The organism is Bartonella sp. TT119HLJHH (genome assembly GCF_042193385.1).
GTDB lineage: Bacteria > Pseudomonadota > Alphaproteobacteria > Rhizobiales > Rhizobiaceae > Bartonella.
On sequence record NZ_JBHILS010000006.1, the window covers coordinates 99522 to 121215 of the forward strand.

The 21694-nt window shown below is 37.1% G+C and carries 17 protein-coding genes and 2 pseudogenes; 17 read left to right on the top strand and 2 right to left on the bottom strand.

What is annotated here, in order from left to right; translation table 11 throughout:
- Positions 1 to 161: 161 nt before the first annotated feature.
- A complete protein-coding gene (locus tag ACFIJL_RS04910) occupies positions 162 to 956 on the bottom strand; it encodes a molybdopterin-synthase adenylyltransferase MoeB (protein ID WP_375623070.1) in 795 nt (264 codons plus the stop codon).
- 87 nt (positions 957 to 1043) lie between these two features.
- Here ACFIJL_RS04910 and gshB point away from each other — a divergent pair, with 87 nt between their 5' ends.
- The 16 genes and pseudogenes from gshB (at position 1044) to ACFIJL_RS04990 (ending at position 20629) form a co-directional block, all read left to right on the top strand.
- Positions 1044 to 1991, top strand: a complete 948-nt coding sequence (gshB, locus tag ACFIJL_RS04915) for a glutathione synthase (protein ID WP_375623072.1) — start codon at positions 1044 to 1046, stop codon at positions 1989 to 1991.
- Between the two features lie 133 nt (positions 1992 to 2124).
- Positions 2125 to 3171, top strand: a complete 1047-nt coding sequence (locus ACFIJL_RS04920) for a PstS family phosphate ABC transporter substrate-binding protein (protein WP_375623074.1) — start codon at positions 2125 to 2127, stop codon at positions 3169 to 3171.
- A gap of 76 nt (positions 3172 to 3247) precedes the next feature.
- Positions 3248 to 4708 (top strand): phosphate ABC transporter permease subunit PstC, encoded by a 1461-nt coding sequence (gene pstC, locus ACFIJL_RS04925; protein ID WP_375623076.1) that lies wholly within the window; start codon positions 3248 to 3250, stop codon positions 4706 to 4708.
- Positions 4705 to 5997 (top strand): phosphate ABC transporter permease PstA, encoded by a 1293-nt coding sequence (gene pstA / locus ACFIJL_RS04930; protein ID WP_375623078.1) that lies wholly within the window; start codon positions 4705 to 4707, stop codon positions 5995 to 5997. The genes pstC and pstA overlap by 4 nt, the downstream gene beginning before the upstream one ends.
- A gap of 51 nt (positions 5998 to 6048) precedes the next feature.
- Positions 6049 to 6807 carry a phosphate ABC transporter ATP-binding protein PstB gene (gene pstB, locus ACFIJL_RS04935; RefSeq protein WP_012230692.1) on the top strand — a complete coding sequence of 253 codons (759 nt, stop codon included), beginning with the start codon at positions 6049 to 6051 and terminating at the stop codon, positions 6805 to 6807.
- A gap of 21 nt (positions 6808 to 6828) precedes the next feature.
- Positions 6829 to 7551, top strand: coding sequence for a phosphate signaling complex protein PhoU (gene phoU / locus ACFIJL_RS04940; protein ID WP_375623081.1), 723 nt, complete (start codon positions 6829 to 6831; stop codon positions 7549 to 7551).
- A 551-nt stretch (positions 7552 to 8102) separates the two neighbouring features.
- A complete protein-coding gene (locus tag ACFIJL_RS04945; protein ID WP_375623083.1) occupies positions 8103 to 8939 on the top strand; it encodes a cell wall hydrolase in 837 nt (278 codons plus the stop codon).
- 177 nt (positions 8940 to 9116) lie between these two features.
- Positions 9117 to 10364, top strand: coding sequence for an aminopeptidase (locus ACFIJL_RS04950; RefSeq protein WP_375623085.1), 1248 nt, complete (start codon positions 9117 to 9119; stop codon positions 10362 to 10364).
- Positions 10365 to 10635: 271 nt separating this feature from the next.
- Positions 10636 to 11511, top strand: coding sequence for a bifunctional DNA-formamidopyrimidine glycosylase/DNA-(apurinic or apyrimidinic site) lyase (mutM, locus tag ACFIJL_RS04955; RefSeq protein WP_375623087.1), 876 nt, complete (start codon positions 10636 to 10638; stop codon positions 11509 to 11511).
- Between the two features lie 84 nt (positions 11512 to 11595).
- Positions 11596 to 12990 (top strand): M20/M25/M40 family metallo-hydrolase, encoded by a 1395-nt coding sequence (locus ACFIJL_RS04960; RefSeq protein ID WP_375623089.1) that lies wholly within the window; start codon positions 11596 to 11598, stop codon positions 12988 to 12990.
- Positions 12983 to 13603: a ribonuclease D gene (locus tag ACFIJL_RS04965; RefSeq protein WP_375623091.1), complete on the top strand. Its 621-nt coding sequence runs from the start codon at positions 12983 to 12985 to the stop codon at positions 13601 to 13603. Before ACFIJL_RS04960 ends, ACFIJL_RS04965 begins: the two co-directional genes overlap by 8 nt.
- A gap of 1442 nt (positions 13604 to 15045) precedes the next feature.
- Positions 15046 to 15375: a hypothetical protein gene (locus tag ACFIJL_RS04970; protein WP_375623093.1), complete on the top strand. Its 330-nt coding sequence runs from the start codon at positions 15046 to 15048 to the stop codon at positions 15373 to 15375.
- A 1021-nt stretch (positions 15376 to 16396) separates the two neighbouring features.
- Complete coding sequence (locus tag ACFIJL_RS04975) at positions 16397 to 17230, top strand: outer membrane protein (protein WP_375623095.1); 834 nt, start codon at positions 16397 to 16399, stop codon at positions 17228 to 17230.
- Positions 17231 to 17564: 334 nt separating this feature from the next.
- Positions 17565 to 18413 carry an outer membrane protein gene (locus ACFIJL_RS04980; protein WP_375623097.1) on the top strand — a complete coding sequence of 283 codons (849 nt, stop codon included), beginning with the start codon at positions 17565 to 17567 and terminating at the stop codon, positions 18411 to 18413.
- A gap of 368 nt (positions 18414 to 18781) precedes the next feature.
- Positions 18782 to 19565 (top strand): annotated as a pseudogene (locus ACFIJL_RS04985) (outer membrane protein).
- A 182-nt stretch (positions 19566 to 19747) separates the two neighbouring features.
- On the top strand, positions 19748 to 20629 hold the full coding sequence (locus tag ACFIJL_RS04990; protein WP_375623099.1) for an outer membrane protein: 882 nt from the start codon (positions 19748 to 19750) through the stop codon (positions 20627 to 20629).
- Positions 20630 to 21039: 410 nt separating this feature from the next.
- Here ACFIJL_RS04990 and ACFIJL_RS04995 read toward each other — a convergent pair whose 3' ends face one another.
- Entirely contained in the window at positions 21040 to 21264 is a 225-nt protein-coding gene (locus ACFIJL_RS04995; protein WP_375623109.1) for a hypothetical protein, read from the bottom strand.
- A 14-nt stretch (positions 21265 to 21278) separates the two neighbouring features.
- Here ACFIJL_RS04995 and ACFIJL_RS05000 point away from each other — a divergent pair.
- A pseudogene (locus tag ACFIJL_RS05000) lies at positions 21279 to 21694 on the top strand (hemagglutinin repeat-containing protein); the annotation flags it as partial.

Here is a 21694-nt window from a genome sequence, read left to right on the forward strand (position 1 = left end):
TAATCCATTATAGAGAATTATTTTTTCACAAAAGGTTTTCCATATTTGTGATAAATCTAATAGTTTCCATGGGTTACAGTGTTTCGATGATTTGCGATAAAATACTAGTATTTCAATATATGTTGCGAGAGTGCTAAAAATTAGTGGAAGAGAGGACATCATCATGATTCTCCAAGCTTCTTAATAACTATGGCATTTTCTTTATAATTTGAGCGTTTATAGGTAATAACATTAAATTGCGCTAATAATCCGTTATAGAGAAGAATCTTTCCTACTAATGGCTCTCCGATGTTTGTGATCATTTTAATAACTTCCATTGCTTGTAGGGTCCCAATAACGCCAGGTAAAACACCGATGATTCCAGTTTCAGCGCATGTTGGGATAGTCCCGTGAGCTGGAGGGGTGGGAAATAAATCGCGATAGTGAGGATTATTGTCTTTATACGGCATAAGGACGGTTAATGAGCCATTAAAACGTTCTACAGCACCACTTATTAAAGGTTTTTTGCATTGGGCAGCGTGATCAGCAAGAAGATAGCGTGTCGTAAAATTATCACTTCCATCAACAATGATGTGGTAAGCATTGAGCAGTTTATCCACATTACTTTTATCTAAGCGTAGGGTGTGTTTTTCAACTACAACATGGGGATTTATTGCTTTTATAGTGGTTTCAGCACTGTCTGTTTTGCTTTTGTTTATTGCATTTGTTTTATGAATAACTTGGCGTTGTAAATTGGAAAGTGAAACGATGTCGTTATCGACAATTCCAAGGGTTCCAACACCTGCAGCAGCCAAATAGGTTAAGACAGAAGCACCAAGACCACCGGCGCCCACAACAAGAACGCGTGCTTTTTTTAGCTTTTGTTGTCCTGCGCCACCAATTTCAGGCAAAATGATATGGCGTGCATAGCGTTCGATTTCTTTGTTGTTTAATTTTATATCTGTTTCTTGTGTCATAAATTTTCTCTTGTCATAGTTCTTTTATTGTTTACTAAGTTTATGGTGCATAGACCAGTCTGCTTTTAGGATAGGGAGGATTTATTGATGAAAATTGCCATTCAGATGGATCATATTTCAACAGTTCGGATTCAAGGAGATACGACATTTGCACTCGCTTTAGCAGCACAAGAACGTGGACACTCTCTCTTCCATTATACACCAGATCGTTTATCTCTGTGTAATGGTTGTGTGATTGCACGACTAGAGCCATTGATTGTACATGATAAAGAGGGAAGCCACTATCAATTAGAAAAGCCTGTTCGCACTGAATTAACAGATATGGATGTGGTTCTTTTACGCCAAGATCCACCTTTTGATCTCAATTATATCACAACAACTCATTTGTTAGAACGTATTCATCCTAAAACACTCGTTGTGAATGATCCGGCATGGGTACGCAACAGTCCAGAAAAAATTTTTGTTACTGAATTTTCCGATCTGATGCCAGAAACATTAATTACCAAAGATATTGAAGAAATAACAGCTTTTAGAGAGACATTTGGCGATATTATTGTTAAACCACTTTATGGAAATGGGGGCGCTGGTATTTTTTATTTAAAACAAGATGATCGCAATTTAGCATCATTGTTGGAAATGTTTGCAGAAATTTATCACGAACCGTTTATTGTTCAGCGCTATTTAGAGGCAGTACGAAAAGGAGATAAAAGGATTATTTTGCTTGATGGTACACCTGTTGGAGCTATTAATCGAATTCCGACAGAAACAGATGTTCGTTCTAATATGCATGTTGGAGGTCGCGCGGAAAATGTTGAGTTAACAAAACGTGATTATGAGATTTGTGAACGCATTGGTCCAGCTTTAAAGGAACGCGGTCTTCTTTTTGTGGGGATTGATGTGATTGGAGATTATATAACAGAAATTAATGTGACGTCTCCTACAGGAATTCGTGAAATTAAACGCTTCTGCGGTACAGATGTTGCTCATTTGTTTTGGGATGTTATTGAGTTCAAGCGTTCAAATGAATTTATTTGACAGAGGACAAAAACATGGTTTTAAAAAAATGATCCATGTTGTTTTTTATATTTGTTATGTTGCAAATGTGAACTAGAATGACCGTATAATATAAATTAAGAGGCTTTGTTTTCAATTTTTAGGGAGTTTATAGATGAACAAAGTATTATCAATTGGAGTGGGATTGATTTTTGCGCTACTGCTGTCAGCAAATGGAGGCAATGCGCGCGATCAAATACAGATTACTGGTTCATCTACAGTTTTACCTTATCAAAAGATTGTTGCTGAAACATTTGGAGAAATTTATCCCCATTTTAAGGTTCCTGTTATCGAATCGGGAGGAACAGGAGCTGGTATTAAGGAATTCTGCCGTGGTATTGGGGAGAACACTGTTGATATTGTTAATGCTTCGCGAGCAATGAAACCGAGTGAATTACAGTCTTGTTTTGATGCTGGTGTAAAAGATGTTGAGGAAATACGTATTGGGTATGATGGCATTGTTTTTGCAACTGATATTAAGGGACCTGATTGGAAATTACAGCCAGTAGATGTTTATAAAGCCCTTGCTGCTCGAATTATTATAGACGGAAAGTTGCAACCGAATAATGTTTTGAAATGGAGTGCAGTCAATAGTGCTCTTCCTGACTGGACGATAGCAGCGTATATTCCTGGAGAGAAGCATGGAACGCGTGAAGTTTTTGAAGAAAAATTACTTGCTGTAGGCTGTAAAGAGAGTGGAGCGGTTGAGACGATGAAGTCTTTAGGGATGGATGATAAGGAAATATACGCTGCTTGTATTGCAGTACGTAAGGATGGAAAAGCGGTTGATATTGATGGTGATTATTCTGAAACATTTGCGCGTCTAACTTCTAATAAAACAGGGGTTGGTATTTTTGGTTTGTCTTTTTATCAAAATAATGCCGATAGGCTAAAGGTTGCCGATATTAACGGTTTTGCGCCAACAGTTGAGACGATTTCTAGTGGACAATATCCGGTTTCTCGTCCGCTTTTTTTCTATATTAAGAAAGCACATTTAGGTATTATTTCAGGTTTGCGAGAGTATGTTGATTTTTTTCTTTCTGATCAAATGATTGGTCCAGAGGGTCCTTTGGCTGAATATGGTTTGATTGTTTCTCCTGAAAAGGAACGTCAAGCACAGCGTTCTGATTTTTCTGCTGGTCGAGTAATGACATTGAAATAATTGGCTGGGAATAATTTGTTGGATTTCCAAAGTAAGAGTTTTTGTTGCTATTTTTTTATAAGAACTGAAAGATAAAATGCGCATTTCCTTCATTGTTTTGCTGTTGTTGACTCTTGGATTTTGTGGCTTTTGTATTTCTTATATGCGAGCACGCTTTCTTGAAGACAGACAACATAAAATGCATTCTCGTGCGTATTATTATGGCTGGTGGACATTTTTGATTACTGTTATTCCAGCTTTTATTTTTTTAATTTTTTGGGATGCGGGGAGTACAATTTATTTAGAATATAATGCCTCTCAAGAGCTTGGGGCGTATAGTGCGCATGTAACAGAGCCTGTAAATCATGATCTACTTTGGGAGACACTTCGAAGTCTCGTCAAAATGCTTCATCACTTTGAAGGGGACCTTTCTACCGTTTCCTATAAGAAAGTGCAGGAACAATTACTCACGAAAGGGTTTGTTTTACCTCATGAAGCATCGGATGATGTGTTCAAAATAGCACAATCATGGGTATTTTCTTCTGAAAAGCTTCAGTTTATTGGTCATGGTTTCCTTTTTGCTATTGCGTTCTTTGGTTTTATCTGTGGAATGATGCAAATTGCTCCTCAACAGCGTGCGCGTAATAAGGTTGAATCTTTGATTATTATTGGCTTGGCTTGTGCTTCTATCGTTGCTATCTTGACGACAATAGCCATTGCACTTTCTATGTTTTTTCAGACAATAAGCTTTTTTCAGTCTGTATCCTTTTCGAATTTCTTTTTAGGAACGGTTTGGGATCCACGTTTTTCTGCGAGCGGTTCAAGCAATGAAGTAGGACAATTTGGTTTAATACCGCTTCTTGCTGGTACGCTTTATATTGCATTTGTTGCCATGCTTTTTGCTGTACCTATAGGATTATTTTCAGCTCTTTATATGGCCGAGTATGCTTCTTCGCGATTGCGAGCAATTGTGAAGCCATTGTTAGAAGTTCTTGCTGGCATTCCAACGATTGTTTATGGCTTTTTTGCTTTGAAGGTTGTAGGACCATTTTTACGTGATCTCTCTGCTTCTCTCTCAGACGGGGTTAGTTTTATTATGGCGCAAAGTGTTTTGACTGCTGGAGTTGTGATGGGAATTATGTTAATTCCTTTTGTTTCCTCTTTGTCAGATGATGTTATAACAGCTGTTCCACGTATTTTACGTGAAGGTTCTTATGGTTTAGGAGCAACGCAGTCTGAAACGATTAAGAAAGTCGTTATACCTGCAGCGCTTCCAGGGATTATGGGAGCAATTTTGTTGACGGCATCGCGTGCAATTGGAGAAACAATGATTGTGGTTTTGGCGGCAGGTGTTGCAGCAAACTTAACACTCAATCCTTTCGAAGCAATGACTACGATGACTGTTAAGATTGTTAATCAATTAACCGGTGATTTTGAGTTTAACTCTCCACAAACTCTGGTGGCTTTTGCCTTGGGAATGACACTCTTTGTTATGACACTTTTGATGAATATTCTAGCTCTTTATATTGTGCGTAAATATCGGGAACAATATGAATGAATGAAAAAATTCTTTTTCCTCGTCGCAATATTAGCCTCAAACGTCGGTATTGGGCTGAACGTCGTTTTCGTGCCTATGGTTTAATTGCCATTTTTATTGGTTTGTTTTTTTTATTTGCACTTTTATGCTCTATTATTAGCCAAGGTTATACAGCTTTTTTTCAAAGTCAAATGACATTATCAATTTATTTGGATGAAAAGATCATTGATCCAGGTGGTCAACGTAAAACAAATCCACAGGTTCTCATAACGGCGAATTATCCGATTCTTGTACGCAATGCTTTAGCAAAGAAACTTGATATCGATCAAAATGATCGAGCTTCTCTGCGGGATGTTAATCGTATGTTTTCAAATGGCGTCCGTGTTCAACTTCGTGAAATGGTGACAAAGAATCCAAAACTGATTGGCACAATGCAAAAAATCAAAGTTTTGGCAGCTGCGGATATCGATTCTGCTTATAAGGGGCAGATTGATCTGCATGTAGCAGAAAAAAACCGTAAAGTTTCTAATCGACAAGTAGAATGGATAAAGCGTTTAGCGCATGATGGTACGCTTTATAAAACATTTAATGTTGGTTTTTTTACATTTGGCGCTTCAAGTCGTCCTGAAACTGCGGGCTTAGGTGTTGCGATCATTGGTTCTCTTTATATGATAGGCATCGTTTTATTGGTTTCACTCCCGATAGGCATAGCGACGGCTCTTTATTTGGAAGAATATGCACGCAAAAATAAATTTACAGATTTTATTGAAGTTAATATCAATAACCTTGCTGCTATTCCTTCGATTGTATTTGGTCTTTTAGGACTCGCGGTTTTTGTTAATTTTTTGGGGTTACCACGTTCAGCTTCTTTGGTTGGTGGTCTTGTTTTAGCGCTCATGACACTCCCCACGATCATTATTGCGACACGTTCTGCTTTGCGTGCTGTTCCTCTCTCTATTCGTGCCGCAGCGTTAGGGTTGGGGGCATCAAAAACACAAATGATTTTTCATCATGTTGTTCCTTTAGCAGCACCTGGTATTTTGACAGGCACAATTATTGGAGTAGCTCAGGCTTTGGGTGAAACTGCGCCTTTGCTTTTGATTGGAATGGTTGCTTTTGTTGTTAATATTCCTACGACCCCCATGGATCCAGCAACAGCTTTGCCTGTTCAAATTTTTATGTGGGCGGGTGAAGCAGAGCGCGCTTTTGTTGAAAAGACGTCGGGGGCTATTATTGTATTAATGATTTTTTTGGCGATCATGAATATTTCTGCGGTTTTTTTACGTCGACGATTTGAACGCCGCCAGTAATTTTAATAAAATAACAACTTCGATAAGATTTTTGTAAGGTGAATTTTTATAATGAAAATTAAAATGCGTGGTCAGGATGTGAAGGTTTCTTATGGAGACAAAGAAGCACTCCATGGTATTACACTTGATATTCCTGAACATCAAGTGACGGCTTTGATAGGTCCATCAGGATGCGGGAAGTCGACTTTTTTGCGTTGTTTTAACCGTATGAATGATACGATTGAAGGCGCTAAAATAACGGGTCTTATTACTTTAGATGGGGAGAATATTTATGACACACGGATTGATGTTGTAGAATTGCGTGCACGTGTAGGAATGGTTTTTCAAAAACCTAGTCCTTTTCCAAAATCTATATTTGAGAATGTTGCTTATGGACCACGCATTCATGGTTTAGTTAAAACGCGTTCTGAATTGCATGATGTCGTTGAAAAGAGTTTGAGGCAGGCAGGTTTGTTTGAAGAAGTAAAAGACCGACTTCATGATCTTGGAACAAGTTTATCAGGAGGACAACAACAGCGTTTGTGTATTGCACGCGCCATTGCGGTTAGTCCTGAAGTTATTTTGATGGATGAGCCCTGTTCGGCTCTTGATCCCATTGCGACAGCACGGATTGAAGAGCTTATCGATGCATTGAGGCAGAATTATACAATTGTTATCGTAACGCATTCCATGCAACAGGCCGCACGTGTTTCTCAATATACAGCTATGTTTCATTTAGGGCATTTGGTAGAAGTTGGTGCGACTGAAATGATCTTCACCTCACCAAAAGAACAACGGACGCAAGATTATATTACGGGACGTTTTGGATAGGTGAATTGAGGAGTATAAGATATGTCTATGAATCATACTGTCCGTTCTTATGATGCAGAACTAAAATATTTAAAAGCAAGGATTACAGAAATGGGGAGCCATGCAGAAAGGATGATTGAACGTTCTGTCGCATCGGTTGTGTGTAGTGATCTTCAACTTGCAACGACAGTGATTGCCGATGATGTATTTTTAGATGAAGCAGAACGTGACATTGATGAAAAAGCGGTTGCTATTATTTGCAAACGTCAACCGATGGCTGTAGATTTGCGTGAAATTATTGGAGCCATTCGTATTTCTTCTGATCTTGAGCGGATTGGGGACATGGCCAAAAACATTGCTAAGAGGACTGTTGCACTTTCAGAAATACGTCAATCTACTTCCTTTTATCATGGGCTTGAAGCGATTACAGCTTTAGCTCTCAATCAATTAAAAGAAGTCTTAAATGCTTATACGAGTCGCTTATTAGAGCGTGTTGACGCGGTGCGTGAGCGTGATGAGAAGATTGATGCTTTGTATACTTCTCTTTTTCGTGAACTTTTGACGTATATGATGGAAGATATGCGCAATATTACGGTTTGTACGCACTTACTGTTTTGTTTAAAGAATATTGAACGAATTGGTGATCATGTTACTAATATTGCTGAAATGCTGCATTATATCATAACGGGTTACCATATGTCCTCTGATCGTCCTCGCGATGACCTTACTTATAAAGTTGGGGTAGATGAGAAGAAAATAAATTAAAATTTTTCTTATATGTATAAAATAAGTTTGTAGATATGTGAGTATTTTCTTACAGTGCAGCTATAGAAAGAATAAGATAACCATCTTATGGAAAAGCACAAAGAAGCAACAAAGAGTTTTTTCAGAGAAGCATGGCAGATTGCTAACTCTTTGTTTGACATATTTGTATATTAGATGATATCATCACTCGTATTGTGGCAGGAGGGGAGTTTTCTAGGGGAATTTCCTTTCAGATCATTTTGTTAAAATTTTATATTCAAAGGGGATATCTGTATTATTTTTTTCGTATGTAGAAGAAATGGATAGTGTTATTTTATTATAATTGAAACGTATAGGTTATTATAGCCTATATTGAACCATGAAGAATAACAATATTGATCTGTAAATTAAGAGTTTTTTATTTTTTATTTTGCATAGATACTTTTTGATTACCTCTTGTATTAAAATTTTGCTGAGTGGTAACAATTAGCTATGTACTTTATTGAGAGATACATTTAAAGCTCATTTCAAAACTTGAATAGCTCAGAGATTATAGGAATGTGTTGCATAAGATGAAAAAAAATCGTTTGAATGTTTTTGTTACCTGTTGTGTAGCGCCATTAGTTGTTGTGGGATGTGCTTCAAGTCATTTAGATACTGGAAAAGTAAATAATAATAAGACAAAAACGGTTACGTATCCATTGACAGAGCGTCAATGTCTTATGAGAGCGATGTATTTTGAATCAAATCGCACAAGCCGAGAAGGGATGATTGCCGTTGGAACGGTTGTTATGAATCGTGTTAATTCAACCGCCTATCCTAAGACAATTTGTGGTGTTGTTGGTCAATATAGGCAATTTGCTCCTGGTGTTTTAACGCGTCCTATGACGGAAAAAGCATCTGTTGCTCGTGTAAGAGAGGCGGCTGATGCTGTTTTACGGGGTGAACGAGATAAGAAAGTTAAAAACGCTAAGTTTTTTCATACCGCTGGTTTGTCTTTTCCGTATAAAAACATGCATTATGTTCAGGTTGCAGGGGGAAATGCTTTTTATGAAAAACGATCACGTGATGGGTCGCTTCAAATTCCTACGAATAATCGCCCTTATGATGTTGCTTATGCCTTTGCCCAAGAACGTTCTGGTAATACGCCAAGCTTTGTAGATGAAAGTTTAGAAAGTAGAGAAATAAGAACAGAAAAGAGTATATCTTCTTCTACACAGGTAGCACAGTCCAAGACGGACCATCCTACGTCTTTTGCGATGGTACAGCTTGATAAAGTTCCCATTCCCGCCTATGCGCCTCAACATCCAGCTAGGAAAGAGGAAAATAAATCGGTTATGGCGTTGCCTTCATCAGATCAGTTAAATGCAATTGTTGCAATGTTAGAAAAGCGGTACACAATCCGATAATTTTTGCACGACCAAAGAAGGGTTTTATCATCCCTTGCGGTTTATGAATTAAGTAAATCCTTTGGCGATGATAACACTTACAAATATAGGTGAGGAAAGTAAATTCAAAGGATCTGAAAAACAATTTATAATATGACGACATAAAGAACGCATTCTATTTAAAGAAGGGTATTGGTAATGTACTTTGATATTCATGAGACAATTTCGCCTGAAATGCTTAATCGTCTTGCAGAAATTACAGTGAAAGTGGGGTTGAATTTACAAGAGGGGCAGGATCTTGTTTTAACTGCTCCAGTTTCAGCGTTACCTTTTGTTCGGCGTATTGCATATCATGCTTATAAGGTTGGTGCTGGTGTCATTACACCAATTTTTAGTGATGATATGTTATCACTTACACGGTTTGAAAATGCCCATACAGCTAGTTTTGATTGTGCCCCTTCTTGGCTCTATGAGGGAATGGCAAAGGCTTTTGAAAATGGGGCAGCGCGTTTAGCGATTGTTGGTGATAATCCTTTGCTCCTTTCCAATCAGGATTTTGATAAGGTTTCACGTTTAAATAAAGCCACTTCAATAGCTTACCAGCCGGCACTCAAGCAAATATCAAATTTTGCTATGAATTGGTCGATTGTTGCTTATCCAACAGCAGGATGGGCTGAGGCAATGTTTCCTTCTTTACCACTTAATGAGGCGATTAAAAAATTAGCTGATGCAATTTTTTCTGCTTCACGTGTTACAGGAGAAGATCCGGTGCAGGCGTGGACTGTCCATAATGCACATTTGAAGAAACGGTCATCTTGGCTTAATGAGCAGCGTTTTTCTGCCTTACACTTTACAGGGCCAGGGACTGATTTAACTGTTGGTTTGGCAGATGATCATGAATGGCATGGTGGTGCATCCATTGCTCAAAATGGTGTTATTTGCAATCCGAATATTCCGACAGAAGAAGTTTTCACGACTCCTCATGCTCATAAGGTTGAAGGTTTCGTTCGCTCAACAAAGCCCCTTTCCTATCAAGGAACTCTGGTTGATAATATTGAAGTACGTTTTGAAGCAGGGCGTATTGTTGAGGCTCGTGCATCAACAGGCCAAGAAGTTTTACAGCAGGTTTTGCAAAGTGATGAGGGTGCAAGCCGGTTGGGCGAAGTTGCCCTTGTGCCCCATTCTTCACCAATTTCTAAGAGTGACCTCCTTTTTTATAATACCTTATTTGATGAAAATGCTGCATGTCATATTGCTTTAGGGCAGTGTTATTCCAAATGCTTTTTAGATGGAGCGTCATTGACAGCAGAAGAGATTGCAGCGCGTGGTGGGAATAAAAGTATCATTCATATTGACTGGATGATTGGTTCTGGTGAAATTGACATAGATGGCATTACCCAAGATGGTGTAAGAGTTCCTGTATTTCGTAAGGGTGAATGGGCTTAATTTTGTTACCATAAAACACCGTCATTTGAGGTGGGGTGGGATGTAAGTCTCATTGATACGTTAAGTATTTTAGAGTGTGTGGTATATATTCAAGGCAGGGCTTGACCATAAAGCCTTTAGTTAAATGACTCACATGAGTAGGAATCCGAGTAAAATCCACTCATCAAGAATTTGTTTAGTAGATGTAGAGGAAGTCTTCGTTTTTTGAGGGGGGAAGAAGTCAATTTATCAGTGATACGATTGGAAAGTGTATAATTATTAAAGAAGAGTAATGCCTGAGCTTCCTGAAGTAGAGACAGTTCGTCGTGGACTTGAGCCCGTTGTAACTGATGCAAAAATAGTATCTGTCAAACTTAATCGTAGAGATTTGCGCTTTCCTTTTCCTGAGGCTTTTTCTGAGCGCCTTATTGGCAGAACAATTATAGAACTTGGTCGGCGTGCGAAATATTTATTATTTCATCTTTCTCAGGATGAAACGATTTTAAGCCATTTAGGAATGTCTGGTTCATGGCGTATAGAGAATGATTTTTTAAGAAAAACTTGCTCAGCGTCAAGTAAATTAGTTAAACATGATCATTTTGTCATGGATATTCAGACAAAGAATGGTGACGTTTATCGTCTTATTTATAATGATGTGCGTCGCTTTGGGTTTATGCTTTTAGTCGATACGGATAAGCTTTATGAACATCCACTTTTAAATAAGCTAGGTCTTGAACCTATGAGTAATTCGTTTTCTGGTCGTTATTTACAAAAGGCTTTTGTTAATAAAAAAATGTCTCTCAAGGGTGTTTTACTTGATCAGTCTATTGTTGCAGGTCTTGGGAATATTTATGTTTGCGAAGCACTTTGGCGGAGTCGTTTGTCTCCACAACGTGGTGCATTTACATTGGCATCAAAAACGACACGTGCATGTGAATTTGCAGATTCTTTAGCACAAAATATACGCAATGTGATTTCTGAAGCCATTTTGTCTGGTGGCTCTTCTTTACGTGATTATATGCGTATAGATGGTTCACTTGGTTATTTTCAGCATGCTTTTTCAGTTTATGGACGAGAAGGCAAGCAATGTTTGGAATGTGGAGCGCCTATTATGCGCATTTTACAGGCTGGACGTTCAAGTTTTTACTGCTCACAATGTCAAAAATGAATAAGGCGTCTTGCAAAATCTTACAAGAGGCTTAAAGTCATCGTATCTATAATATAATTACACAAGGCTTGAAAGGTTTTTTTTATGCTGAATAAAGTACTAACACATCTTGATGGAAATATAGAGAAGAGCCTTGAACGCCTTTTTTCTCTTTTACGTTTTCAATCGATTTCTACCGACTTAGCTTATAAGGATGAATGTCGTAAAGCAGCTGATTGGTTGGTAGAAGATTTAAAAACAATAGGTTTTGAGGCTTCACGGCGCGATACACCAGGTCATCCAATGGTTGTTGGACATCATCCAGGACCTTCAGATGATTGTTTGCATGTGTTGTTTTACGGACATTATGATGTTCAACCTGTTGATCCATTGAGTTTATGGGAGGATGATCCATTTACACCTTCTTTAAAAGAGAGAGATGGAGAGAAAGTTATTTGTGCTCGTGGAGCTTCAGATGACAAAGGTCAGTTGATGACTTTTATTGAAGCATGTCGTGCATTTAAGAAAGAAACAGGGCAGCTTCCTATTAAAGTTACTATTTTATGTGAAGGCGAGGAAGAGAGTGCTTCTCCTTCCCTTATTCCTTTTTTAAAAGCAAATACAGATGAACTTAAGGCAGATTATGCATTGGTTTGTGACACGTCAATGTGGGATGCGAATACACCATCTATTGCTCTTTCTCTTCGGGGAATTATGGCAGAAGAGATTATTATCACAGCAGCTAATCGTGATTTGCATTCTGGTTATTTTGGAGGAGTAGCAGCTAATCCCATTCGTATTTTAACGAAAATCTTAGCAGGACTTCACGATGAAAATAATAGGGTAACACTTCCTGGTTTTTATGATGGAGTAGAAGAAACACCTCCACATATTTTACAATCATGGAATGCGCTTAATTGTACTGCTGAAAATTTTCTTGGTCCTATAGGACTTTCCGTTCCAGCTGGTGAAAAAGGGCGGAGCATTTTAGAGCTTGTATGGGCACGTCCTACCATGGAAATTAATGGTATTAGTGGCGGCTATGAAGGGGAAGGGATGAAAACGGTTATTGCTTCTCAAGCGAGTGCAAAAGTATCGTGTCGTTTGGTGCATAAGCAAGATCCAGAGAAAATACGCCAAGCGTTGCGTGATTATGTACGTAGCTCAATTCCTGCTGATTGTAAGGTTGAATTTAAGAATCACGGTTCTTCTCCGGCACTTCAGATTTCTGATGATTCATCTTTTATCAAGGAGGCGAAGGATGCCTTATCACAAGAGTGGGAAGTGCCTGCTGTCTTGACAGCCATGGGGGGATCGATCCCAATTGTAGCAGATTTTCGATCAATTCTTGGTATGGAAACTCTTTTGGTTGGTTTTGGACTGGCTGATGACCGTATTCATTCTCCTAATGAAAAGTATAATTTAAAATCGTTTCATAAGGGGCAGCGGTCTTGGGCGCGTATTCTTGCTGCTTTAGCAAGCAGGAGGGTAAATGGCTGAGATTCGCGTTCATCAAGGTGATTTACCAAACTTAGACAATTATAAAACTGATGCCATTGCGATTGATACCGAGACTTTAGGATTACAACCCTATCGTGATCGTTTATGCGTTGTTCAGCTTTCTTCTGGAGATGGTACTGCTGACGTTATACAGATTGCTAAAGAACAAAAGAGTGCACCCAATTTGATAAAATTGCTTGAGGATAACGCAATTACCAAAATATTCCATTTTGGGCGTTTTGATCTTGCTATTTTAGCGCATACATTTGGTGTTATGCCAGAAGCTGTTTTTTGTACAAAGATTGCTTCGAAACTTACGCGCACTTATACGGATCGTCATGGCTTGAAAGAAATTTGTAATGAACTGCTGAATGTGAATATTTCTAAACAGCAACAATCTTCGGATTGGGCGGCAGAAACGTTATCACAGGCACAAATTGAATATGCTGCGTCGGATGTGTTATATTTACATCGTTTAAAAGTTATATTTGAAGAACGTTTAAGACGTGAAGAGCGAGAAAATGTTGCCAAGGCATGCTTTCAATTTTTGCCTATGAGAGCTAGGCTTGATCTTTTAGGATGGGCGGAAGTTGATATTTTTGCGCATAGCTAACTTTAAAATTGGCTTTTAAATAGAGTTAATTATTGATGTGAGAGGACAAAATGCTTGTACATTATGGGCATTTTATCCTCTCATCTTTTCTGATAAGAATTATAATAAATTCTTAAGTGCTATTTCATTTGAAGTTTAGGTAATAAAAGTACTTTTGCGAATTCATATTTTTTTATTTTTGTAACAGCTTTTATTTGAAACAAAGCAATTTTGAGGAGGGGCTGGAAACATACGGTCGGTTGGAAGACTTAAATCTCTGAAACCGGTATACAGCCTAATTGGGGGAGAATATGAATGTGTAAATGTAAAACCAAATCTCATCTTTACCATCATTTTTAATTCTGCTTTATAGCTTTCAAAAGTATTTAAAGCAATATCTGTTAAATAATAGAGATTACGCATTGCCTCATGTTTTTGTTTCTCATGTTTTTAATGGATTTACGTTCTTCGTGTAAAACAGAACGCCCTAAACGGAATATATTTGTGTTGCTAATTCATGTGCTTTTTTAAAGAAACCGGCACCCAAGTCCATTTTACGGCGGCGCTTATGAATGGTATAATGATAACGCCCTCAAAAATATGATATAAAATCTATTGAACACTACCATCTTCATGCTTATGGAGTAACAAGCCGCTACCATCCACACAACTGTGCCAATTCCCAATGTTGTGTAAGTCCTTAGCCCTTGGTACGGTTCATAAGAGACATTTTTAGTCTTTTTAGTGTTTTTTATCCACACAGCTTTCCCCACTTATAACGTGCAAACAAATGGTTTTGATTGATTCAACATGAAAAAGATTTGGAATGAGAGAATCTTATGGTATTTAGGGTTCTTATTCAATATGAATAACGATAAACTATCATTATAAATCAATATACTATATGATTAATGTATAAAGATAACCACGATTATACTGAACAATGCAAAGAACGATTCCTAGAAAAATTTGTTAGAAACAAGTCAGCAAGAGCGCTTTTTACTCAATCAAAATGTTGCAATAGCTTTTGTATTTAAGCAGATTCGTAAGAATTTCTCCTTTTTTCAAGACTTTTATCCATATACAAACCTTATTTATGATGTGTAAGCGAATAAATTTGCTTAATGTATAATGAACAAGTTTGAAATGAGATAATATTCTAATATTTGAGGGGGGTATTCAATATGGAAAATATAGATTATATATATAAATCAATATGTTGGTGTAAAATTCGTATAGTTTATTATTTTCAGACGATACTTCGTGCCTTTATTTATTACTCGATAAGTAATTTCTATGTTGGCAGAGCAGGGCAATTTTCTTTTATTTTAAAAGCAAAATTCTCCAAAGCTTTATTTTAAAGGATTTTCACTTTTTATCTATAAACACATTATTTTTCTCTGGAAATTTGCAATGAAGGCACTAGATAAAATCCATTATGGATATTTAATGAGGTTAAATTTATGAATATAAAATATTTTATTACAACTTTTGCTACTTTTGCTTCAATCTCTATCACTCAGAGTGCGAGTTTTTTAGCGTCTCAAAACCTTGTACAGAGAGCATCTTCGACTATTCCTCCAATAGGTTTTTTTTCTGGTGAACAGCTTTGCAAGTTATTATCTGAAGTTTTTCAGATAGAACTTTCTTGCACAAATAACAGCGAATGCATAACAGCAGCTAAGTTAGTACCTGTGTTACATTCTGGTAAAAAAAGAGATCATTATCCTAAAAAAAGACCAGGGAAAAGAGGACGGCCAAACCTATTTGCACGAGGTCCAATGAGTTTTTAAAAAGTGAAAAAAACATAAAGAAGTATAATATATGCTTTGAAGTTGAAAAAGAGGGATATTTTTTCTGCCAAATTCATGATTTTTAAAGCAAGGGGTGGTTTGAAAACTTTAAGAAAGATTTCTCATTTTTTCAGCTTTAAGGAGATTTCTATATAAGTTTTAATGTTTATCATACCGGTTGTCTGTCTTTAGGTATTTTTTTCAATTTCGTCTTGTAAAGGAGTATGAAATGATAGCCTACAAATAAGGCTGAAGCTCTGAAAAAGACTTTACTATAAGGTTGAGAGAAGAAAAAAATGGTAAGTATGTCAAAAAGGAATAAATGCCTAAATTAAAAACAAAGAGCAAGCGTGATGAAATTGCATGTAATCTTGTTGCAGTTCATAGGGTAGTGAAGATCTTGTTCTGTAGGGTACAAGCATTCTTTACAATGATGAAAAAATAATCAAAGAGCTATTCACATTTGGTTATACGAAGGATGAAGCTAAAAACGTTGTTTGTATGAATTTAAATGGAACTGTTACATTTAGCTGCTCTCAATATTGTAACAGTCTTCATTGTTATAATATTGAGAATATTAATAGGAGCCATTCTAGCTTTTAAATAGTTTTATTTATTCACACACTTGCGCGTTTGTGAGGTGCAGGGGGGATGGTTTCTTTAATATAAAAAGGCTTAAGATAAGAGCATCTTCAATATTACAGATGAATGAATATAAAAGATATTTTTTCATTATAAATCAATATATTATATTTTCATGTCAATAGTATACGCTTTACACGGAGGATACTGTGACACAGATTTTTTGCAAAATTATAAAGGAGAGCAAATGTGAGGAAAAGGGATCATTTGTGCATGGGCATAGTTTAATTCTCATTTATTACAGATCAAGCAATTAAGGGTGCTTTGATTGGCTTTTTGTTTTTTTTTATAAGTGTGTCATTTTTACTACAGATATCTGAAGATGGGGCTCTATATGAAATGATGTGTTCAAATAAATATTCAGCTATGGAGAGAAAATATGAATATGAAATGGTTAATAACAGCTTCTGCTTTCGCTTTTGTTTCAGCTTCAGCAGCTCAAGCAGCAGATGTTATTGTTCCCCCCAGTCCAACACCTGTTGCTCCCGTTATTGTTGCTCCAACTTTTTCTTGGACAGGTTTTTATGTTGGGGGCCAGATTGGTGGTTTTTCGGGTAAAACGAAAATGGATATTCTCAGTAATGGAAACAAGATTCCAGCGCCTGATGACCTTTTGCCTAAACTATCTGGTTTCATGGGTGGTCTTTACGCAGGTTCCAACGTTGATCTTGGTAATGGCCTTATTCTAGGTGTTGATACAGATATCATGTGGTCTAATAAAGATGATACGAAGACAGGAAAAACATATGTCATTGCCCCAGAACACATCAATTATATTAACAAGGTATTAAAAGACGCTGCAATTAATATTGGTAAAGATGCGCTTAAACCTGGTGCTAAACGAACCCACAGTTTCACTTTTAAACAAAAATGGGCTGGTGCAACGCGCGTGCGTATTGGTTTTGCAGCTGAACGCATTATGCCTTATGTTGCTGGTGGTATCGCTTATACACAGCTTCAAGATAGTGCGTTGATTTCAATAACAGATAAAGATTCAGACAAAGTAATCGCTTCTGGTACTCTGTCTGATGAAACAAAGACCCTTGTTGGTTACACGCTTGGTGCTGGTGTTGATTTAGCAATGACCAATAACGTTATTGTCCGTGCGGAATATCGTTACTCTGATTTTGGTAAAAAGAAATTCTCAAATGATAAATATGAGACTTCTTACAAAACCAATGATTTCCGTGTTGGTGTTGCTTACAAATTTTAACAGATGGTAAGTTAAATAACAGAGGCTCTGTCAAAAACAGAGCCTCTGTTATTTTCTGTTGCTATATTATCACACAATACATAATTTATTGTGGATATGAAAAGATATTATTCAGATTTTCTTAAAAAAAATCATAAGCAATAAAAATAATTACATTTAAAAATCAATAAGTTATTTGTATATATATCTTTAGGTTTCTTATACAAAATCAAGCTATGAAGCAATTTTGTCTGGGATGTGCCCTCCATTTTCTGTGACTGTATCATTTTTACTACAGCTTTTCTTTCTGTAATCTTGTAGCACTTTGCTCATAAATAAATTAGGAGCAAAGTTTATGAATATAAAATCTTTAGTAACAACTTCTGTTATCGCTATAGCGGCAGCTTCTGCAGCACAAGCTGCTGATGTTGTCATCCCTCATGAAACAGCCCCAGCAGTCATCGCAGCAGCCCCTTCATTTTCTTGGACAGGCTTTTATATCGGTGGTCAGATTGGTGGTTTTTCAAGTAAAATTGACTTAAAAAATAAAAATAAAGATACTTCAGCTTTTAAAGACTTATCACCTAAACTTTCAGGTTTGATTGGCGGTTTTTATACAGGATCTAACTTTGATCTTGGAAATGGCATTATATTAGGTGTTGAAACAGATATGATCTGGTCTGGCAAAAAGGATGTGCGAGTAGCTTCTGGAACTGAAACTCCTCCAGCTAGTGGAACTGAAACTCCTCCAGCTAGTGGAACTGAAACTCCTCCAGCTAATGGAGCTGAAACTGTAAAGAGTTTAAATATTAGAAATACAGCTGCACAAGGAACTGTGGATGTATCAGAAGGTGTTGGTTTTAAACAGAAATGGGCTGGTGCTACGCGAGTACGTATTGGTTTTGCTGCTGCTGACCGCATTATGCCTTATGTTGCTGGAGGTGTTGCCTATACACAGCTAGAGGCTGCTTATGGAGTACTGAAGGAAGGTAATAAAACTTTTGTTTCAGGTTCATCTGATGAAACAGCAACGATGGTTGGTTTCACTATTGGTGGCGGTCTTGATTTTGCAGTGACTGATAATGTCCTGTTGCGTGCAGAATACCGTTATTCAGACTATGGTAAAAAGAAATTTTTTGCAAAAGAAAAAGAATATAATTTCAGAACCAATGACTTCCGTGTAGGTGTTGCATACAAATTCTAATTCCGTCAACAACGAAATGATGAAGACAAGATAAATTATTATGAGGCTCTGTTAAAGACGGAGCCTCTGTTATTTTTATTGTTATATTCTTACACACTCCATGTTTATTGGAGGTGTAAAAAGATTTTTTACAAACGATATGCAATAATTACTCGGTAAAATCAATGAATTATACGGATTCATAACTTACAATTTCTTGTGAAACGTGAAGTTATGAAATAACTTTATCTTGCGGCAGCTTTTGTTTCCTATGATTGTATCATTTTACTACAGTGTTTTTTATGTAGTCGTATAATACTGTGCTCGTAAATAAATGAGGAGCAAAGTTTACGAATATAAAATCTTTAGTCACAACTTCTATTATCACTATGGCAGTAGCTTCTGCGGCGCAAGCTGTTGATATTATCATTCCTCGAGAAACAGCTCCAGCAGTTATCACAGCCTCTTCATTTTGGGGAACAGATTTTTATTTTTGTAGTCAAGTTAGCAACTTTTTAAGTCAAAATTGATGTATTTGATTTAGAGAAAAAAACTCCATACAAATATGGATTGCCTAAGCCTTCCGGTTTCATAGGTGGTATTTATTTAGGTTGCAACGTAGATCTTGGAAATGTCCTCATTCTAGGTGTTGAAATCGATGCAGTCTGGGCAGACCGAGGAGAGACGAGGACGGTCTCAAAGATTCTTACGATTGATGATTTTAATGATGAATTTGAAGATGCTGGTGTTACATTGGATGAAAATGAAAAGTTTCAAAAGGGTTACACAGCAGTTTATCGCATTGGTTTCAAAGAAAAAAGGTTTGGTGCAACACGGGTTCGTGTTGGTTTTTCCGTCGCTGATCGTATTATGCCTTATGTTGCCGGTAGTATTGCTTATGCGTAAATACAGGGTGTTGGTAAAATTTCAGGAACAAAAAAATCGGCAAATGATAACCCAAGTAAAGCATTTTCTGCTACGGTATTTGATAAAACAAAAACGATGGTGGATTTCACTCTTGGTGGTGGTATAGATTTCGCGATGACAGATCATATTCTGCTTCGTGCGGAATACTGTTACTCAGACTTTGGTAAGAAGGAATTTAAAAAGGATTACCTTAAACTAGGCTACAGAAGCAATGACTTTCGTGTAAGTATCGCTTACAAGTTCTAATTTCATCAAAAGTGCAATTATGAATAAAAAGTATTAATAAAAAATTAAATTTTTAAGAGATATTGACTTTTACAAAACCGTTGTTTTCTGGGGTTTTATTTGTATGATTGTGACATTTTTACTACAGCTTTTCTATCTGTAATCTTGTAAGGTCGTTTGATAGTTAATTTAGGAGCAAAATTATGAATACAAAATCTTTAATAGCAACTTCTATTGCCGCTTTAATTTCAGCTTCTGCAGCACAAGCTGCTGATGTGGTGATTCCTCATGAAGTCGCACCAGCAGTTATCGCTGCAGCCCCTTCATTTTCTTGGACAGGTTTTTATCTTGGTGGTCAAGTGGGCAACTTTTCGAGTAAAACTAAAGTAACTATTCCAGGAGAAGATAAAGGACTTTTCAAAAAAGATAACACACCTAGTCCTTCTGGTTTCATGGGTGGTATTTATGCCGGATCTAACGTAGACCTCGGAAATAGTCTCATTCTCGGTGTTGAAACCGATGCAGTTTGGGCGGGCCGTGAAGAATCAAAAACAGCCCGTGAATTGACTCTTACTGAAAAAAATGCAGAAGATTTTAATGCTGCCCTTGAAAAAGCTAAGGTTGAATTAAAAGATCAGCAACGGTTTGAAATAGGTGACAAGGTAACGGAAAAGCACAGTTACAAAGAAAAATGGTCTGGTGCTACACGTGTTCGTATCGGTTTTGCTGCTGTTGACCGTATTATGCCTTATGTTGCTGGTGGTATTGCCTATGCGCAGGTACAGGGCATTCAATCAGTTACAGGAAAAGGAGAGAGAGTTAAAGTTGAGCAAAAAGCTGATGTGGTTGAAAAACCACCAGTTAAGCAAAATGTAGATTTGACTGGTGGTACTTGGGCTGATGACACGAAGACAATGGTTGGTTTCACTATTGGCGGCGGTGTTGACTTTGCAATGACAGACAACGTTCTTTTACGTGCAGAATACCGTTACTCCGATTTTGGTAAAAAGAAATTCGCAAACGATACACGTGAATTCAACTACAAAACCAATGACTTCCGTGTAGGTGTCGCTTACAAATTCTAATTTCGTAAAAATGAAATTAGAAGCATAAAAAATACTAAGGCCTCGTTTAACGGGGCCTTTATTTTATTAGCTCTCTATTTTATCTCTCTTAATCCCTTCATTTTTATTGGTATCATTTTGTATTATAAGGCTTAAAAAAAGTTTTATATTATATTATAAAAGGCGAATTAGTAGTATGTAACTATTTTATAACTACTTATTATATAAAATCTTATATCACGGCTGTCATTTTACGCTTAAGTGAAAAGTATTTAATTAATCTCAGAAATAGGACAAGATCATAACCAGTGACGAACATTAGTCTACTTTTATATACCAGATTAGAGCGAGCGTACTACATATATCTGTTGGAGTAAGCTTTGGGAAATACAGTCTCATTGGGGAAGAATATGAAGATGTAAAGATAGGAATCAGTTTCCAACTTTACCATCTTCTTTTAATTTAGCTTTACGATTTTCAAAAGCATTTAGAGCAATGTCTTTTAAATAATGAAAATGAAGATGACGCATTGTCTTACGTTTTTGTTTATTGCATTTTTTAATGAGATCATACTCCTCATGCAAAACAAAACACCCTAAACGGAATACACTTGTTGTTGTGTATTCACACATTTGTTTTAAAGAAATATTTTTCAAAGTACATCAAGCCCACTTATGTCTCTGGAAAAGATTTGAATATTTTAGGCTCTGATATTCAAGCAACGGATAAACTTTCTTTACAGGCTGAGAGGAATGTTTCGATTGATGCCACACGCAACAGTACCAATAGCCATCGCGGGGATCAAACCTTTCATGTCGCCGTGCACAATGGCTCTCATTTAAGTTCTGGAAAAGATACCACTGTTCTATCGGGTGGCGATATTCATATTGCTGCTTCCGATATAGATGCCAAGGGCAATGTTGGACTTGGCGCCCAAGGGGAGATAAAAATAGGGGTGAGAAACGATGAGATGGAGTATCATCTTCGCACCAAAAACACGAAAGTGGATATGCAAGCCTCTCATGCCGTTGGCTCTTCGATAAAATCGGGAGGTGACACCACTGTCATTGCAGGGCAGGATGGCAA

Coding starts and splice junctions, on each gene's coding strand:
- ACFIJL_RS04910 (WP_375623070.1), bottom strand. CDS start 956: ATGACACAAGAAACAGATATAAAATTAAACAACAAAGAAATCGAACGC.
- gshB (WP_375623072.1), top strand. CDS start 1,044: ATGAAAATTGCCATTCAGATGGATCATATTTCAACAGTTCGGATTCAA.
- ACFIJL_RS04920 (WP_375623074.1), top strand. CDS start 2,125: ATGAACAAAGTATTATCAATTGGAGTGGGATTGATTTTTGCGCTACTG.
- pstC (WP_375623076.1), top strand. CDS start 3,248: ATGCGCATTTCCTTCATTGTTTTGCTGTTGTTGACTCTTGGATTTTGT.
- pstA (WP_375623078.1), top strand. CDS start 4,705: ATGAATGAAAAAATTCTTTTTCCTCGTCGCAATATTAGCCTCAAACGT.
- pstB (WP_012230692.1), top strand. CDS start 6,049: ATGAAAATTAAAATGCGTGGTCAGGATGTGAAGGTTTCTTATGGAGAC.
- phoU (WP_375623081.1), top strand. CDS start 6,829: ATGTCTATGAATCATACTGTCCGTTCTTATGATGCAGAACTAAAATAT.
- ACFIJL_RS04945 (WP_375623083.1), top strand. CDS start 8,103: ATGAAAAAAAATCGTTTGAATGTTTTTGTTACCTGTTGTGTAGCGCCA.
- ACFIJL_RS04950 (WP_375623085.1), top strand. CDS start 9,117: ATGTACTTTGATATTCATGAGACAATTTCGCCTGAAATGCTTAATCGT.
- mutM (WP_375623087.1), top strand. CDS start 10,636: ATGCCTGAGCTTCCTGAAGTAGAGACAGTTCGTCGTGGACTTGAGCCC.
- ACFIJL_RS04960 (WP_375623089.1), top strand. CDS start 11,596: ATGCTGAATAAAGTACTAACACATCTTGATGGAAATATAGAGAAGAGC.
- ACFIJL_RS04965 (WP_375623091.1), top strand. CDS start 12,983: ATGGCTGAGATTCGCGTTCATCAAGGTGATTTACCAAACTTAGACAAT.
- ACFIJL_RS04970 (WP_375623093.1), top strand. CDS start 15,046: ATGAATATAAAATATTTTATTACAACTTTTGCTACTTTTGCTTCAATC.
- ACFIJL_RS04975 (WP_375623095.1), top strand. CDS start 16,397: ATGAATATGAAATGGTTAATAACAGCTTCTGCTTTCGCTTTTGTTTCA.
- ACFIJL_RS04980 (WP_375623097.1), top strand. CDS start 17,565: ATGAATATAAAATCTTTAGTAACAACTTCTGTTATCGCTATAGCGGCA.
- ACFIJL_RS04990 (WP_375623099.1), top strand. CDS start 19,748: ATGAATACAAAATCTTTAATAGCAACTTCTATTGCCGCTTTAATTTCA.